General features: G+C 58.3%; 15 protein-coding genes and 1 pseudogene. 8 read left to right on the forward strand and 8 right to left on the reverse strand.

Going from position 1 to position 15088, the window contains the following annotated elements; all coding sequences use genetic code 11:
* Nucleotide 1 precedes the first annotated feature (1 nt).
* The 4 genes and pseudogenes from BJP08_RS12020 to BJP08_RS10325 all read left to right on the forward strand — a co-directional run.
* Entirely contained in the window at nucleotides 2–175 is a 174-nt protein-coding gene (locus tag BJP08_RS12020; RefSeq protein WP_369816428.1) for an integrase core domain-containing protein, read from the forward strand.
* A 177-nt stretch (nucleotides 176–352) separates the two neighbouring features.
* The gene (locus tag BJP08_RS11505) at nucleotides 353–637 is read left to right on the forward strand and encodes a hypothetical protein (RefSeq protein ID WP_143110101.1); all 285 of its coding nucleotides are present in this window, start codon (nucleotides 353–355) and stop codon (nucleotides 635–637) included.
* A 293-nt stretch (nucleotides 638–930) separates the two neighbouring features.
* On the forward strand, nucleotides 931–1707 hold the full coding sequence (locus BJP08_RS10320) for an ATP-binding protein (protein ID WP_071569464.1): 777 nt from the start codon (nucleotides 931–933) through the stop codon (nucleotides 1705–1707).
* A 91-nt stretch (nucleotides 1708–1798) separates the two neighbouring features.
* A pseudogene (locus BJP08_RS10325) lies at nucleotides 1799–1963 on the forward strand (terminase); the annotation flags it as partial.
* Here the strand turns inward: BJP08_RS10325 and BJP08_RS10330 are convergent.
* Nucleotides 1964–3193: an MFS transporter gene (locus BJP08_RS10330; protein ID WP_070495012.1), complete on the reverse strand. Its 1230-nt coding sequence runs from the start codon at nucleotides 3191–3193 to the stop codon at nucleotides 1964–1966.
* A gap of 91 nt (nucleotides 3194–3284) precedes the next feature.
* Here BJP08_RS10330 and BJP08_RS11780 point away from each other — a divergent pair, with 91 nt between their 5' ends.
* Complete coding sequence (locus tag BJP08_RS11780) at nucleotides 3285–3962, forward strand: TetR/AcrR family transcriptional regulator (protein ID WP_071569465.1); 678 nt, start codon at nucleotides 3285–3287, stop codon at nucleotides 3960–3962.
* Between the two features lie 246 nt (nucleotides 3963–4208).
* On the opposite strand, the gene BJP08_RS10340 is transcribed toward BJP08_RS11780, so the two are convergent.
* From BJP08_RS10340 to BJP08_RS11945, 6 genes are all read right to left on the reverse strand, one after another.
* Nucleotides 4209–4925, reverse strand: coding sequence for a hypothetical protein (locus BJP08_RS10340; RefSeq protein WP_177221754.1), 717 nt, complete (start codon nucleotides 4923–4925; stop codon nucleotides 4209–4211).
* A complete protein-coding gene (locus BJP08_RS10345; protein WP_071566606.1) occupies nucleotides 4891–5085 on the reverse strand; it encodes a hypothetical protein in 195 nt (64 codons plus the stop codon). Before BJP08_RS10345 ends, BJP08_RS10340 begins: the two co-directional genes overlap by 35 nt.
* A 12-nt stretch (nucleotides 5086–5097) precedes the next feature.
* A complete protein-coding gene (locus BJP08_RS10350; RefSeq protein ID WP_071566607.1) occupies nucleotides 5098–5838 on the reverse strand; it encodes a hypothetical protein in 741 nt (246 codons plus the stop codon).
* Between the two features lie 85 nt (nucleotides 5839–5923).
* The gene (locus BJP08_RS10355; protein ID WP_070465412.1) at nucleotides 5924–6184 is read right to left on the reverse strand and encodes a hypothetical protein; all 261 of its coding nucleotides are present in this window, start codon (nucleotides 6182–6184) and stop codon (nucleotides 5924–5926) included.
* A 274-nt stretch (nucleotides 6185–6458) separates the two neighbouring features.
* Nucleotides 6459–6944: a DUF4411 family protein gene (locus BJP08_RS10360; protein WP_071569468.1), complete on the reverse strand. Its 486-nt coding sequence runs from the start codon at nucleotides 6942–6944 to the stop codon at nucleotides 6459–6461.
* Entirely contained in the window at nucleotides 6945–8090 is a 1146-nt protein-coding gene (locus tag BJP08_RS11945; RefSeq protein ID WP_071569469.1) for an ImmA/IrrE family metallo-endopeptidase, read from the reverse strand.
* A gap of 470 nt (nucleotides 8091–8560) precedes the next feature.
* On the opposite strand from BJP08_RS11945, the gene BJP08_RS10370 reads away from it, so the two are divergent.
* Nucleotides 8561–9835 carry a hypothetical protein gene (locus BJP08_RS10370; RefSeq protein ID WP_071569470.1) on the forward strand — a complete coding sequence of 425 codons (1275 nt, stop codon included), beginning with the start codon at nucleotides 8561–8563 and terminating at the stop codon, nucleotides 9833–9835.
* 3 nt (nucleotides 9836–9838) lie between these two features.
* Here the strand turns inward: BJP08_RS10370 and BJP08_RS10375 are convergent, their stop codons facing one another.
* Nucleotides 9839–11128, reverse strand: a complete 1290-nt coding sequence (locus BJP08_RS10375) for an HtaA domain-containing protein (protein WP_071569471.1) — start codon at nucleotides 11126–11128, stop codon at nucleotides 9839–9841.
* A 195-nt stretch (nucleotides 11129–11323) separates the two neighbouring features.
* Between BJP08_RS10375 and BJP08_RS10380 the strand changes: the two genes are divergently transcribed.
* Together BJP08_RS10380 and BJP08_RS10385 are read left to right on the forward strand one after the other, a co-directional pair.
* Nucleotides 11324–13516, forward strand: a complete 2193-nt coding sequence (locus BJP08_RS10380; protein ID WP_071569472.1) for an AAA family ATPase — start codon at nucleotides 11324–11326, stop codon at nucleotides 13514–13516.
* A complete protein-coding gene (locus tag BJP08_RS10385; protein WP_071569473.1) occupies nucleotides 13513–14556 on the forward strand; it encodes a hypothetical protein in 1044 nt (347 codons plus the stop codon). Before BJP08_RS10380 ends, BJP08_RS10385 begins: the two co-directional genes overlap by 4 nt.
* Nucleotides 14557–15088 lie beyond the last annotated feature (532 nt).

Genomic DNA, 15088 nt, shown 5'->3' on the forward strand with positions numbered 1-15088 from the left:
ATTGATTTCGAGGCAGAGACGTGGACGAACTGGGGGGGAGGTGGAACGCGCCACAGCCGGATGGGTCCACTGGTACAATCACGAGCGGTTGCATTCCTCGCTCGGGCATATCCCGCCGATCAAGCACTACACCAACTACCAACGAGAAAACCACGCAGGCCTTCACGCCGCGTAACACGCCACTCTCAAAAAGTCAGGCCGATTCACAACACCAGCAGAAGGATGCTCTTTGACGAGTTTGAACGCGGCGTACTAGGCGAACTTCCCACATCACCGTGGCAGCATACCGAATGGAAACGCGCGAACATCGCCCCCAACTTCCACATCACCGTCAACACTGCACGTTACTTAAGTGCCTTACCAGCTTGTCGGCCGGACTGTCGATGTACGTATCACTGGCAATGAAGTAACCGTTTTTGATGCCGGGCAGCGTGTTGCAACCCACCGGCTTGCCCAAGCCCGGGGGATCTATGTCACCGATGTGGATCATATTCCTGCCAACATGGCTGACACCACAGGGTTGTGGACCAGTGAGTACTTCTACCGTGAAGCAGCCAAGATCGGGCCCGCAACCCGGACAGTCATCGAAGAACTCATCAGCGCAAAGGCAATCCCTGCCCAGGTATTTCAGTCGTGACGAAACGTACTGAATATGGGCAAACACGCCAACAAAGTGATTCTGGAACAAGCCTGTGCACGCCTGATCGCACCTGATGGCACCAGGAGGGCTGTGTCGTATACCGCGGTGAAAAACATGATGGCCGCGGTACGCAAAGACCAATCAACCCGCCCGACAGGCCATGATCTGCCAGCCACAACAGCGCCTGAAACACCACCGGTGGAACACGCACGCGATACCTGCGGCGCATATCTGGGTGGGTCTGCCCAGTTCAGTATGGAAAACCTCACGAAGAAAGGACCCCTACAGTCATGACACAGCCACAACCAGCATCAGCATCAGCGCGCTTTCTTGATGAATCGATCCTGCCTGTCTTTACCGATCTACGTATGACGGCTTTTGGCCGAACCGTGATTGATATTGCAGCAGATCCCATCTTCGACTCGTGGAGCTTTTCTGACAAAGTGCTCTACGCGCTCGATAAAGAAGTCGCGGCCAAGCGTGAACGACGAGTCAACAAATTACTCAAAGCATCCCGATCGCCAAATCTCGATGCGTGTATCGAAGACATCACCTACGCACCCGGCCGCAACCTCAACAAAGAGCAAATCACCAGACTCGCTCACTGCCAATGGTGTCAAAAAGCGCAAAGCATTGTCATCCTCGGCAAATCATCCGTCGGCAAAACATACCTGGCCCAAGCACTCCTTACCGCTGCGTGCAGAAACGACTACTCTGCTCGTTTCTTCCGCACAGACACCCTGGCCAACCAGCTGATGGTGCTACGCCATGATGACACAGCACGCATGGAGTTTCTTCAAGACTTACACCTGGCAGACGTACTCGTACTTGATGACTTCTTAACAACGCCGATTGATGCTGCCACAGCACACCAGCTGCTCAACATTCTTGCTGAGCGTGAACACCGGGGCTCAACCATTGTCACCTCCCAGTTCACACCCGATGAGTGGTACAAGTCCATCCCGGATGCTGTCATCGCCGGGTCGATCCTGAATCGGCTTGTCGTTGGCGCTGAGATCATCACACTCGAAGGACCAAACATGCGCCTCGAAGCCAATACGCAGTAGCGGCTCATAGTCAACGCCCGGGTGTTACCCGATACTCACCCGGGCGTTACTGGATACTCACCACGGTGTTACTAAATCCGTGGTCCTAACAGCTATCGCGTCCCCATTCGTGGCCATGTCTCAGTCGTTTAGCAAGCAGGCGAATACGCTCTGGTACGAGATTTTCGATGTCGTCAAAGCCAACTCGCTGGTGGACTACTCGGGGCCGACTCCTGCGGATAACGTGATGGAACGGCTACTTCAGGCACGCTCATAGTTATTGGCGTAGTGCGGGTGCGGTGTGGGCGTAGATGACGACCACTGCAATCAAGGCGATACAGACGGCGAAGGGTGCCAGCGGGTTCCACCCGTAAAGGGCGGTCGAAGCCAGCGGGGCAATCGCGTACGCCAACCCATTATTAGCGTTGATGATGCCAGCCACTGCGCCTTGCTCATCTGCACTCATCTTCAAGGTTGGGCCAGTGTTGTACCCGGGCATCGCCAGTCCCATACCTACCCCCAGCACGATACACCCGACAACCAGTAAAGCGTGCGAGGAGGTAGGCCAAATGAGCACAGTTGCAACTAGTGTAATGGCCAGACCAGTACGTAAAAGCTTCGCTGCTCCCCACCCTGTCTTTGGAGCAATCACCGCTTGGGCAATGATCATGGTCACGCCCATGATGGTCAGGTAAATCGCGGAAATACCTGCGGTCGCAGTTGCCGACAGGGCGAAGCGGTCTTGGACAGTGAATCCAAAAATCGTAGCAACAGAAGAAAACACAAGAAACATCACCAGACCAGTTGCTAGCCAGGGAGCTACACGCGGATCAGTGAAGCGAATCCGTTGAGGCTTTGCAAAAAGTTGCCCTCGGCTTTGAGGTGCGAAACTCACCAAGAGAACAACCAGACCAATCACCATCACAACGGGCATGACCACCAAGGGCAAGAGCAGGCCACCAGCAGCGGCTAACACACCTCCAGTAACACCTCCAACAATGGAGGCCATCCCTTGAGCCGCTCCAATCATGCCCAGTGCTTTTACCCGCCCGTTCTCGCTGGCAGCATGCGTGACCAGGTGGGCTTGCGCGGTCGGGGCGATCGCTGAAATCCCTCCACCATAGAGCAAACCACGAGTGATCACAACACCAAAAACTAGTCCGACACCGCCAACTACCTGGTTCATCCCCAGGTAGGAGACAATACCGAAGGCGCTCAAAGCGATGATCGCGATCACAAGCCCGGCAGCGAGTACACGTTTAGCGCCGACACGTTGGGAAGCTCGCCCCCAATAAGCACTCAAGCTCGCTAGTACAATCGCTGCCAAAGAGATAGTGGCGCCAATATGCCATTCCCGCAATCCCATCTGTCGTGACAGTGGCGCGATGATCGGATTGAGAATCATTTGCCCCATAAAGGCGAGAAAAACGATTCCCACTACCAGGTTTGCTTGCGCTCCTGGATCAATAGAGCTCTGTGTCGGCTTATTACTACGAGGGTCGGGCATCACTACACTCCATTACTAGAACACTGTTTCACTTAGGGATATTGTAGAATGGTGTTCTAGTAAGGGTCAAGGAATAAGTTAGGGTCACCTTATGAACACTGCGCTAACGGGGCGAAGGGCTGGGCTATCACGCGAGCTGATTGTCAAACAAGCTGTACAGTTAAGCGCGATCAGTGGCGTTGAGGGATGGTCAGTACGGGACATTGCCCGTGAACTGGGCGTGGTTCCCTCAGTGATTTATCATTATTTTCCAAACAAGGAAGCCATTTGTGATGCTGTTGTAGACCGGGTATGTGTCGGGATTGAAGTTCCCGACCCGGACCTTGAATGGAAAGCCTGGTTTCGAGCTATGGCTCACAATCTACGCCCCGCATTGTTAGCATATCCGGGGATTACCGACAGGTTCGCGCGGGGCAAGTTCACCGAACAGTTTTTGCCGATGATCGATGGAGCCTGGGCCAAACTACAAGAAGCTGGGTTTGGTGACAATTCGCCTGTGGCCTACACAATTATCGCGAACTCGATCATCCACACGATCGGAGCGAGAAACCTGCGCGCATCCAATCAAATCCAGCCTCGCCACAACCTGCACGAAATGCTTGTCAGGCTTGAGCCTATGATGGCTCAATCTGTTGGACTGACCAGTATTGTCAACTCTTACCTGGAGCCTCTCTCACACCCTGATGAAGAAGAAGCGATGTCCGAGGAATACTACGACCTCGTCATCGATGTGATTCTAGACGGCATCGAACACACCCTGCTGCCTTAACTCTGACCCACTTCTCAATCATCGTCTTAGTGAGCGCCCGCACAGCTGTGTACTTCAACACAGCGGATGTAGCCCAGTTGATAAGCCGGGTCAGTTCACGTTCACCCCCGCGTTCTCATGGTCACGGAGACGGTTAAGTAGTTCTTCCTGATACGGATTATTCATGGTGTGCCCTTCATCCAGGTATGGGTAAAGGGGGCCAAGGCACACACCCTGACCCCTTCGCTGTCTGCTACGGGCTAGCGTCTACTCGGTAGCACCCGCCGTGGTCGGCTCCACCACATCCTGTTCAGCCGTCGCCAGCGCCTCCGGGCGGATCACGGAACCGCCGTACACCTGGAGGCCCGTAATCGCACGGGTGAAACGGAACGGCAGCATGGACGATTCCTCCACCTCCGTGATCTGGTAGCCGAACGGGGTAGCCATCGGGTGGCCCGCAATGACCACCTCACGGCCCGGCACCGTCGGCGCGGAAATGATGCGGAACCCGAGCAGGCGACCAATCTCACCGTTCAAGAGATTGCTGTTGTTCACTGCCTTGTCCAGGCGCTCGTCGTACAGCAACGCCGATTCCATCTCCGGGCCAACCATCACGAAACGGTCAGTCTTCGGAACCGAAGTGGCGTTGAGTTTCTTACGCAGCGCCACCAGCGTCTTGTACGCGTCCTTCTTCTCAATGTCGAGCGGGAGGGTGCCCACCTTGTTGGAGTTCTTCACTCCGTCCTTCATGAGCTTGCCGATGTAGGTATCGACCTGCTCGGACATGCCTTCCTCTGCCTCGCTGACTGCCTCCGGCTTCACGTCCAGAGCAGACTGGACGGAAGATACCAGCGGAATCTTGAAGTTGAAGTAGTCGCCCTGGTCGGTCTTGAACTTACGCTCTCCGAACTCGACATCTTCAACAATCATGTCTTCGGACTCGTCGTACTTACGGATGGTGGGGACGGCCAAGGTTGGAGACAACAACCTCGTCACCCTTGCCCTTGATTTCACCTTCGAATTCGCGGTTCGTCACGCCTTCCTGCGCGAATGCCCAGGTCTCCTTGAGCGGCTGCATGAGCGCGGACGCGACAACGGGGCCAATTACCGGATCCCAGTTCTTGTGGGACTGTGGAGTTGCCATAGTGTGTTCCTCCTAGTGGAAACTGTTAGCGGCTGATACGGCCTTCCTCCACTGCCTTGTTGATTTCCTCAAACTTGCCCTGTGCGTACAGGCGGTTGAGGTCATCGGCGGTGAGGATTCGGCCATCGTTGTTGTTCGTGGGGCTGGGGTTCCGCTGGTGCGGGGTGCTACCCCACCCGCCTTGAACTGTGGGAATGAGTTGAGCGTGTTGGTGACGAGTTCGCCAGCCTTACTGTCCCACTCGTCGCTGCCCCACTTCGGGAGATCACCTACACCACGGAGATACGGCACAAGCATGTCGGGGGCTGCCCCGTTTTCCTTCGCCAGCTTGCGTAGGGTGTTGTCCTCGCGCATTCGGTCGAGTTCGGCCTGGAGCTTGTCACGCTCGGCTTCTCGTTCCTGCGCGGCGGCCTTGGCCTGCTTGATTTGTTCCTCCGAGTCTTCGTCGGACGGTTCAAAACCGAGTACCTGCGCGAGTTTCTTCAACGTCGCTGCCTGTTCTTCCGCCTGCTTCGCCTTCACTCGGCGGTCGCCGTTCTCGTTCTTCAACTTGCGGTTTTCCGCTTCGTATCGGGCGAGCTGCTTACGTAGCGCGTCAAGGTCTACGGCTTCGTCCGCCTCGTTGGCCTGCGCCTCGCCTAGGTGTTCACCGGCTTGGGTGTAGTTGCCCTGCTCGGTGTCGTGCTGGGCTTGCTGCGCCTTGTCAGCGGCCTGCTGTGCGAGGTCTGCGGGGGTGGTGTTTTCATCCGACATGTGGTTTGTCTCCTCATTGGGGGCTTGGGTGGTGTTCCACGCCTTGGTGGTAACGGGGAGGAGTATCGCGGAGTCAGGGTGGCGGTCAGTGTTGCGTGACGGTCACCCAGGCGGAATCGTCCTCACACACCTGCCAGTACCACTCCGGCCACGTATCAGCGTTGGAAGGCAAAGCCACAACCCCTGTAGGGGTTACCCAGGCGGGAGCGTCACCAACCACCATGGGCACTGTTTCCTCCGGCATTACCATCGCCTCGTCACCGTAAACAACCACCCGGTTAGACCACAGGCGTTCGGGCAGCGCCTCCCTAGCGCGCTCCACCGCCCGTGCTGCAACGTCAATCAACGCTAATCACCGCCAAAACTTCATCCGTAGGTGTCAAATCGTCCGTGCGCATCATCGTCAGCGAACCCGCCTTCAACTTCTTCAACCGTTCGTCAACATTGATTAGTCCATCTGATGACTGGCCCTCAAACCACTTGATCTCGCCGTCCTCTTTAACCCAGTTCCAGATATGGCCGCTCCTAGTGTGTGCACGGCACGTACCGGGACATCATCGCGGGGTTCCTCGGGACGGTCGAAGGGTTATAGAGCGTGGCGTGGGGTCGGATTGGCCGTTTTAAAAAATAATGCTTTGTTGCCTTAAGAAATCAAACTCGGTCATGCACTGCACTCCCAAACCATTGGCAACGTCAGGCAGCTTGACCCGCGTTTGTTTTCGCGGACTCGGGGTCTCGTTCGTAATCACGGTGAAGTCTCGGGCATGCGCACTCGCCACTATCCAAGAATCTGCAACGCGCAGAAATTCTCGAATTGCGCTTTCTTCATAGGGAGCATCCTTACGATCACGCACCCATTGTGTTACCGCACGATAGGAGTCAACCTCTTCTTGCGTCACAGTGAGAATCTGCGACGTAGGGACGAAGCTTCTCAGCCACTGTGACTTTTCGTCATCTCGTTTCAGCAACTCATCTTCTACAGTCTGGTGAAAATAAAACTGACCATTGGAGAAAAACGAATCGAACTGCCGCCAGTACGTTTCAAAAATGTCCCGTGGCCGATGATTGAACGCACCAATCACGATATTCGTATCGATGAGGTACATCTATGCGACCCCCTGCGCACGAGTAACCGTATTCTTCAACGTCTCGGTCTTGGCAATCCCCAGTTGACGCGAAGCCTCCTCTTCAGAAATTGCACCGTCTACATATGCCCCGGTGACGGTGTCCAAAAATCGGCCACCCAGCCGCGACTTCAACGTGACGAAAAAGTCGCCGCCTCCGCCAACAACCGGAGGCTTGAGGTTCGAGGGACGTTGCCGAAGGAATTCCTGCACTTGTGGTTTGCCAAGGCGACGCTGCCCCACCAGTGACCACAGCGCCGTATCCGCACTCACGCGGTACGCATCGTATGCCCACTGAGTTATGTTATTCAGGTCGGGATTACGGTCCCACTCCTGCAACAACGCATGCTGTGGCAGAAGCAGGGCAGCTGCAAACCTGTTACACCATCGCTCCACATCGTGATGATCATTCATGGCACCTGTGAGACCTTCTGCAGCGAGCAGTACGTGGCCTAGCTCGTGAGCAAGGCTGAAGTACTGCCCAACTTTGTAATCACTGCCGTTAACGAAGATCAACGGATAGGGACCATCAAACAGTGTGAAAGCTCGAAACTCGTCGATGTCGAGTTTGCGGTGGTTGTTATTTCCAAGTACGGAGTTTCGCATCACTAAGACACCGCAGTGCTCAATTGCATCCGCTAATTCCAGCACATTCTCCCGACCAGTGGGCGCTTTACCCGGCCTCCATCCGACATCGGCAAGCTGGGGTAACAATGCACACACCGCATCGTCCGGGCTATCACGCAGTGTCCAGGCACCACCGAAATTTGGAGGATCAATTCCTTCCGCGCGCGCAAATTCTGCATACCAGCTCAAGCGGCGCTCACAGGTATAAATCGTCTCCTTCAACGCTGGGCTGAACTCAGTTACTTTCTTACTATCCACGGTGCGAAAATCTGGGAAATCCGGCTGATCGTCCGTGGGGCCGTCGAGAAGCAAGTAACCAAACGGGATACATGCGAGCGATGCCAAGTGCTCAGCCTGACGCAGCGTCGGCGACACCTTGCCTTCCAGCCATTGCCGGACCAACCGAAAATCACTTCTTTGGGCAAGTTCTTCCACCGTGCTGCCGGTACGCTGCAGCGCCCAGCGCAGCGTCGGCTCTGCAATGTCGACTCGAACAGCCATCACTCACCTCCCGCTAGTTACGTAGTTTTTACCTTAGCGGAGGAGCCCGACAAACATCTCTGGGTAGCTACAGCTAGCAAATTGATACAAACGAGTTTTCATGCTTGTGGAACTAACCTCACGAACGCTAGGATTCATGTCAATCGTTCAGCCCGCCTCCGAGCCAAGCTCAGAGTGTGGGCTGGATTTCTTATTGCAATCGGGGAATATACTTCGCCAAGCTGCAAGATCAAACCAGCTACAACCGTTTCGCAACAAATCGCAAGTTCTCCTCGCTTCCAGAAGGACAACGTGAACACATTTTCGGAGCTTTCGTTATCATGTCCTCCGTAATTCGGGTCGTGTCCCCCCGGGACGACTTGGCCAGACACAGTCTCGCAGTATCAAAAAGCGTGCCAGCCGTTGCACACAATAGCGATAGACATTTAAGATAAGGCTAACCTAAGTTATCTAATGAGGGGAGTCTCATCTTGAACGTATCCACACGGCGTCGCGTCGCAACGGGCGCTGCCCTATTAGCGCTGCTCAGCACTAACATCGCAGCCGCGCACGCCTTCCCAACTATCGACGCCGCCACCGCCCCCGGCTGCACCGGCGAACTCGACAGGCGGCACCCGAACCTCGGCGTGCAATTCGACGTCACCGGCCCCGACACCATCGACCCAACCAAGGACATCACGTTCAAATTGAAGGGTTCGGGAATCAACCCGGCGTCGACGCCCGGGGCGTCCAACGGCGTCTACGTGGTGCTCACGCCGACGCGGGTGTGGCGCCTCAACCACTGCTCCACCATGACCGGCGACGGCGACGCGCTCGTCGCACGCTGGATCCCCGCCGCCGTGATGGAAGAAAACGGCGGGAAGCTGGACCTCGATCTACTCGTGGAGGCAAACACGCTGCAACCGGGGCAAACCTACACGGTCGGGATCATGGCGGCGCACGCCCTGGCGCTCAGCGAGCGCTACTTCGACCGCGGCGTCACCTTCAAGGTGCCCTCGGTAACAACGGACCACGTAGCGACGCCATCCAACGTCCGCAGCGAGATCGACCAGAAGCGCAACGTCACCGTCGCGTGGGACTACCCCGAGTCCGTCCCTGGCACCGCGTGGCGCGCCCAGATCGAGTGCGTCGAACACTGCACCAGTGCCAAAACACTACGCAGCCTCGACCTTTCCGACCCCAACGCCCGCACCGCCAAGTTCGACGACGCCGACCCCGGCGTCTACCAAGCCTCCGTCAACGCCAGCCGATGGGTCAACGGCAAGTTCGTCACCACAGACTTCGGGGTGTCGACGCGCTTTGTCGTAGGGGACGTCGATAAGCCGATCAGCCAGCGACTGTACGCGGTCGGCATCGCGCACGAGTACGGCGAGTACGTGGCGCCCGGCACCGACGTCACCCTGGCGAACCCCCTGGCCGCGAAGGCGAAGTGGTCGGTGACCGGCGTGAAGGACTACACCGTCGACCCCGCGACGCAGGCGCTGCGCTTCACCATGCCGACCAACCCGGTGCAGGTCGAAGTCGCAGAGGCGAAGGAGGCGCCGACGACCACTCCGACCACCCCGACTTCGACGACCGCAGCGCCTGCAGCGCCTACCGTGCCTGCCGAGCCCACTGCCCCTGCCAAGTTCCCGGCGTGGGGTACGGTGCTGATCGCGGGCGGGGCAGCCCTGCTCGCCGTCGTCGCAGGCCTAGCTACCCAGTCCCCCGTGATCGCGGCGCTGCTCAAGCGCCTGCAGCGTTAGGCGTTAGATCTTCGGCAGGATGCTCGCCGCGAGCGTATGCAACGCGGCGAACCCACCCAACAGCGTGGCGATGATCCCCAGCACAATCGCCACAATCGACTCCGGGGCCATGCCCTGCTGCTGGGCCGCAGGCATCTCGACCGGTGGCAGCACCGTCCCATCTGTCAGCGTCACGACGAGCTTGCCGTCCTTATCCGTCTTCACCGACGCGATACCGCGACCGTCCTTGCCGTTGTTGCCATTTGTGCCTGGGGCGCCTTCCTTACCTGCGACGCCGTCGCGGCCATCCTTACCGTCCCGACCGGCAGGCGCGTCGCGGCCGTCACGACCATCGTGGCCGTCCTTGCCATCAGCGCCGTTGCGGCCGTCCTTGCCGTCCTTCCCCACCACTTTGCCGAGGTCCTTGGTCGCGCCGTTGGTGAAGGTCAGGATCAGGTGGCCGTCACGGTTAATCGAGGCATCGCGGATGCCGCCTTCTGGCTGATGCCCTGGCGCTGGTGCCGGTTCCGGCTCGGCGGGCTTCTCGGGTTTCTCGCCGAGCTCCAGCGTCACAGCAAACGGCGCCGGCTTCTTCTGGTCCTCCCACCTGCTCCCCGAGTTGTAGAACCACGAACGCACCGAGTCCGTCACGTTGTTGACCAGCTCAGTCGGCCACGCATCCGGGTAGGAAATGTCCTCATCCCGCTTATAGACGACCCCTTCGTACTCCGGCGTCGCCCCCACCGTCACCATCTTGCCTTCGACAGCAACGTTGGCACCCTTGAACGTCGCGACGGTGACCCGCTTCGCCTCCTTATTATTGGCCGCCTGGTTCGGGTCCGCCGAGCTCACGACCGCCGTAATCTTACCGGCGCCCTCCGCATCGACCTCGAGCGCGAAGTCCTTGAACGTGATCGTTTGTGCCCCGTTAATCGTGTAGGTCACCTGACCAGTCCACTGCACCGACAGCGCTTTGGTGTCCTCGTCGACCCAGCCGGTCGCCTTCGTCAGCTTCAGGCTCCCGTTGTTCGGCTCGGATTCGTCGACCGCGACGATGGAGACGCCCTCCCCTTCCACGGCGGCATCCCACAGCAGGGCGCGTTTGCTCAGTTCCCACTGCAGGGTTTGGGATTGGGCGTCGACAAGCGGTGTTGCCCCAGCTGGCTGAGCTGCGGCGACGGGCGCGACGGCCGTGGTGCCAGCCTCCTGAGCTTGGGCTGGGACGGCCAGCGGTGCGACGGCGAGACTTGCCGCGAGCGCAACCGCGGGCAGCACTGGCAGCACAGCGTGGATCCGACGTTGGGACTTCTTCATAAGGTTCACCCTCCTCGTAGAATTATTAGGCTTGCCTTACCTTAATGCAAGATATGGTTTGGAGTAAAGGTTTTCGGGCGGGTTTTGGGTTGGTTTCTGGGGCGTTCGTTCCCGTCGAGCTTCGGTCGACGGGAACCGGGTGCTCGGCCCGCTAATGTAAAGGCAACACGCTTCAGTGGACGTCGAAGGAGAGTTATGGCCCAGCACGTGTGGGGAGCCCACAACAACAAGACGGATTTTGATCCGATTGCGCAAGGCTGCGTCGGCGTCAGTTACAGATTCCCCGTTGATCTGCGAAGCTTCGCCTCCAAGGACGCGATCAGGGACGCCTACAGTGAATGGTTCCCTGCCAAAACTGCATATGAAAGTGGCCAGGTCATCGGGGTGCTCTACCGCTTTTCTCGCCAGGCACAGGTCGGTGACGTGGTTGTACTGAGCAACCGGGAAAACAAAACGCTGAGCATCGGCGTGGTTACCGGGCCGTACTACTTCGAGGAACAGGGCCCGACGGCGCCGCACCGGTTGCCTGTGGAGTGGAAGCACGTCGACATCCCGCGTGCCAACCTGTCCCAGTCAACGCTGAACACGCTCGGGTCTGGGATGTCCTTCTTTGAGGTGCGAAACGGCAGACAGGAGATCCTTGATCTACTCAGAGGCGTCAACCCTGCGACCAAGCAACCGGTGTTTGATTGGGTGCCGTTCTACGAAGAGCTCGCCAATACCGTGCTCACGTACAGAACTAGCCGCGCTGAACTGCTGGATAAGGTGCTGGAGTGCGGGACGGTCAGTGGCAAGCCGGACCTGTTCAAGTTCCTACTTCCCTCCAACGAGCGCTACAGTGACGGCACACGAGTCCGTGATATTGATCCATTTACGGTCTTTGCCCCGTTCAACCGGAGCATCATCGATGCCAACCGCCTCCGCATCGCGGAGGCATACAAGCAGGTCTTTGGCATCGAGGCCCCGGCACCGACTGGGTTTAGCGGCGTCCCGCTTCTGAACAACCTCAATTCGTGGTTCATGCACTTCCCAGCCAAAGACGCTGATGACTCCGAAAGCAACGTGGAGCAGCTGTGGGATCTCGCCGAGGCAGCTATCCGCTACGCGGACTCGGGAACAGACGCGGACGAAGAGGCCTTCGTCGCAACGTTTGATGCGGCCCGGCGCAACTCCGTCGTGCAAATCACGATGGGCTTGTTCTACCTGCGCCCGCGGAAGTTTGTGGCCGTCGATTCGCAGAATGTGCGCTACCTCAACCAGCAGTACCCGAATCCGGGAACGCTCAATCTCAACCGTGCCATGACTGGCGATGAGTACGTCGCAACACTCGACAGTGTCACCGACTGGATCACCACCGGCACCGAAAGCCCAAGCACCATCGTGGAGCTTTCCCACGAGGCGTTCGTGCACCGTGTGGAGCCAGCCACCATCATCGAAGACGAGCCCGCTGCCGAGTCCACCGACAACAGCTACGACGTCAGCCAAATCATCGATGACGGCTGCTTCCTCGAAGAAGCCCAGCTAACCAGCATGTTGCACAGCCTCGAAACGAAGAAAAACCTCATCCTCCAGGGCCCACCCGGCACGGGCAAAACGTGGCTCGCCCGCCGCCTTGCGTACGCGCTCATTGGGGAGAAAAACACGGATTCGCTCACGGTCATGCAGTTCCACCCCTCCATGAGCTACGAGGATTTCGTCCGCGGGTACCGCCCATCGCCGACCGGCAGCCTCGAGCTTATCGACGGCCCCCTCCTCACCCTCGCCGAGCGGGCCCGCGCAGACCAGGACACCCGCTACGTCATGATCATCGAGGAAATCAACCGCGGCAACCCCGCCCAGATCTTCGGCGAGATGCTCACCCTCATGGAGAACACCAAGCGCGTCCCCGCCTCCGCGATGCAGCTCATCTACCCGCGGACCGACGAGCAGTGCTACCTCCCACCGAATCTCTACATCATCGGCACGATGAACCTCGCGGATCGCTCGCTCGCGCTCGTCGACATGGCTTTTCGACGCCGCTTCGCCTTCACCAACCTCTATCCCCAGATCAACAACCGCTGGCTGGAGTACGTCACGCAGCTCGGCTACGACGCCAGTATCGCCGACGCCTACCGCGCTGCCCTCGCCGACCTGAACCAGGAAATCTACAACGACCAGCTGTTGGGCCCCGAGTACCAAATCGGCCACAGCTACGTCGTGCCCACCGAACGCATCGACACCCAAGCCAACGTGGACACCTCCGCGAAAACCCGCGCCTGGCTGCAGGTAGTCACCGACACCGAGATCCTGCCGCTACTCGAGGAGTACTGGTTTGATGATCACGACAAAGTAGCGAAGGCGAAGTCCCAGCTTACGGCTGCACTACACGCGGGAAGCGTTCAAGCGTGACGCCCATCCCTGTCCGCAACGTCTGGCTGCTGCAGCTGCTGGCGTCGAAGTTGTACCGCGACGGTGGGGTCACGCTGTCTGGCGCGGAGCTCGTCGATAAGGATGTTATTGAGCTGGTCTCAACCATCCTTGCCGACGCCGCCCAACACCGCCTCCGCAACGGACTGCGCGTCGGATTCGAGCGCCACACCGCGGACATCCGCCGTGTACGAGGCAAGATCGACCTGCTTGGCACCGCGCGCGACCAACTCCTCACACGTGGCCGCATCCGCTGCACCTTCGATGAGGTCTCCTTCGACACCCCAACGAACAGGCTTGTGCGCTCCGCATTGATCCGCGCCACCCGATTCCCCGACGCGGACCCCCGCTGCCACCACCTTGCCGATCAGTTCGGCGCCGCCGGTGTGAGCGCGCTGAAGCCGGATGGCCGTGCCGTCGCCGCCCTCGAGCACGACCGCAACGCCTCCGCCGACCTGCGCATGATCGCCGCCGCGAAACTCATCCACGACCTCGCCGTGCCCAACACACAAGCCGGGTCACTGCGCACCTTGTCCCTCAACATCGACGACCACCACCTGCGCCGCCTCTTCGAGGCTGCCGCCCTCGGCGCCTACACCGCCAACCTCCCAACCTGGGATATCAAGGGCGGCAAACATCTGCGCTGGGACCTTTCTTCCACTGTCGACGACGACGCTGCCCTGCTGCCCGGCATGATCACCGACATCATCCTGCGCCCACCCGGCGCGCCCCCAATCATCCTGGACACCAAGTTCACCGAGATCCTGCAGCCCACCCAGTATCACGCCGGCAAGTTCCGCTCGAACTACCTGTACCAGATCTACGCCTACGTGATGAGTCAGCAGGCCAACCCAGGCTTCGGGCCACACACCCGGGGTGTACTGCTGCACCCGGTCATCGGCAAGGCGGTGAACGAAACTGTCGTGATCCAGGGCCACCCATTCCGCTTCGCCACCGTAGACCTGCACGGCACGTACCGGGAGATCATCGCGGGATTCCTCGGGGCGGTCGAGGGGTTGTGAGGCAGGGGCTTTGACCGGACATAAACGAAGGAACCCCTCTCGCACAACTTTGATACACATGGGGTAGCCGTCGACTTTTGGGCATGAGAAAGGCCTCCATCCAAGTATGGTGTTGGGTGGAGGGGATATTTTGTCGTCACGGCGGCTACATCACAAGGTGTGACACGTATCTGCTAAACACCGGAAAAATATCGAGAGTGGGACCAACGGAGGTTTTCTTCATTGGCGCTAGCGACCGCCACAATCTCAACATCGGGGTCGGTATTGTCTCGGTCCAAGCGCAGTCGCTCACGCGTAGCCTCAGAAAGCGAATCAAACTTCTTACACTGGACAGTTCCCTTTTTGCGATGGTATTCAATCAAGAATGCTGGCATAGGACTGTTCACTCTCCTTCCTGTGCGATGTTTGACCGTACTCTGGCCCATTTCGGAAGTCTATCCCCATAGTATGGTATAAGCTTTTCCTCTCAACTGACGAACTCGTCAGTACAGGTCAGTAAAAGAAGAGGAACTAAACCCAGGACGCTTCATTC

Source organism: Corynebacterium sp. NML140438 (assembly GCF_001875725.1).
Classification (GTDB): domain Bacteria; phylum Actinomycetota; class Actinomycetes; order Mycobacteriales; family Mycobacteriaceae; genus Corynebacterium.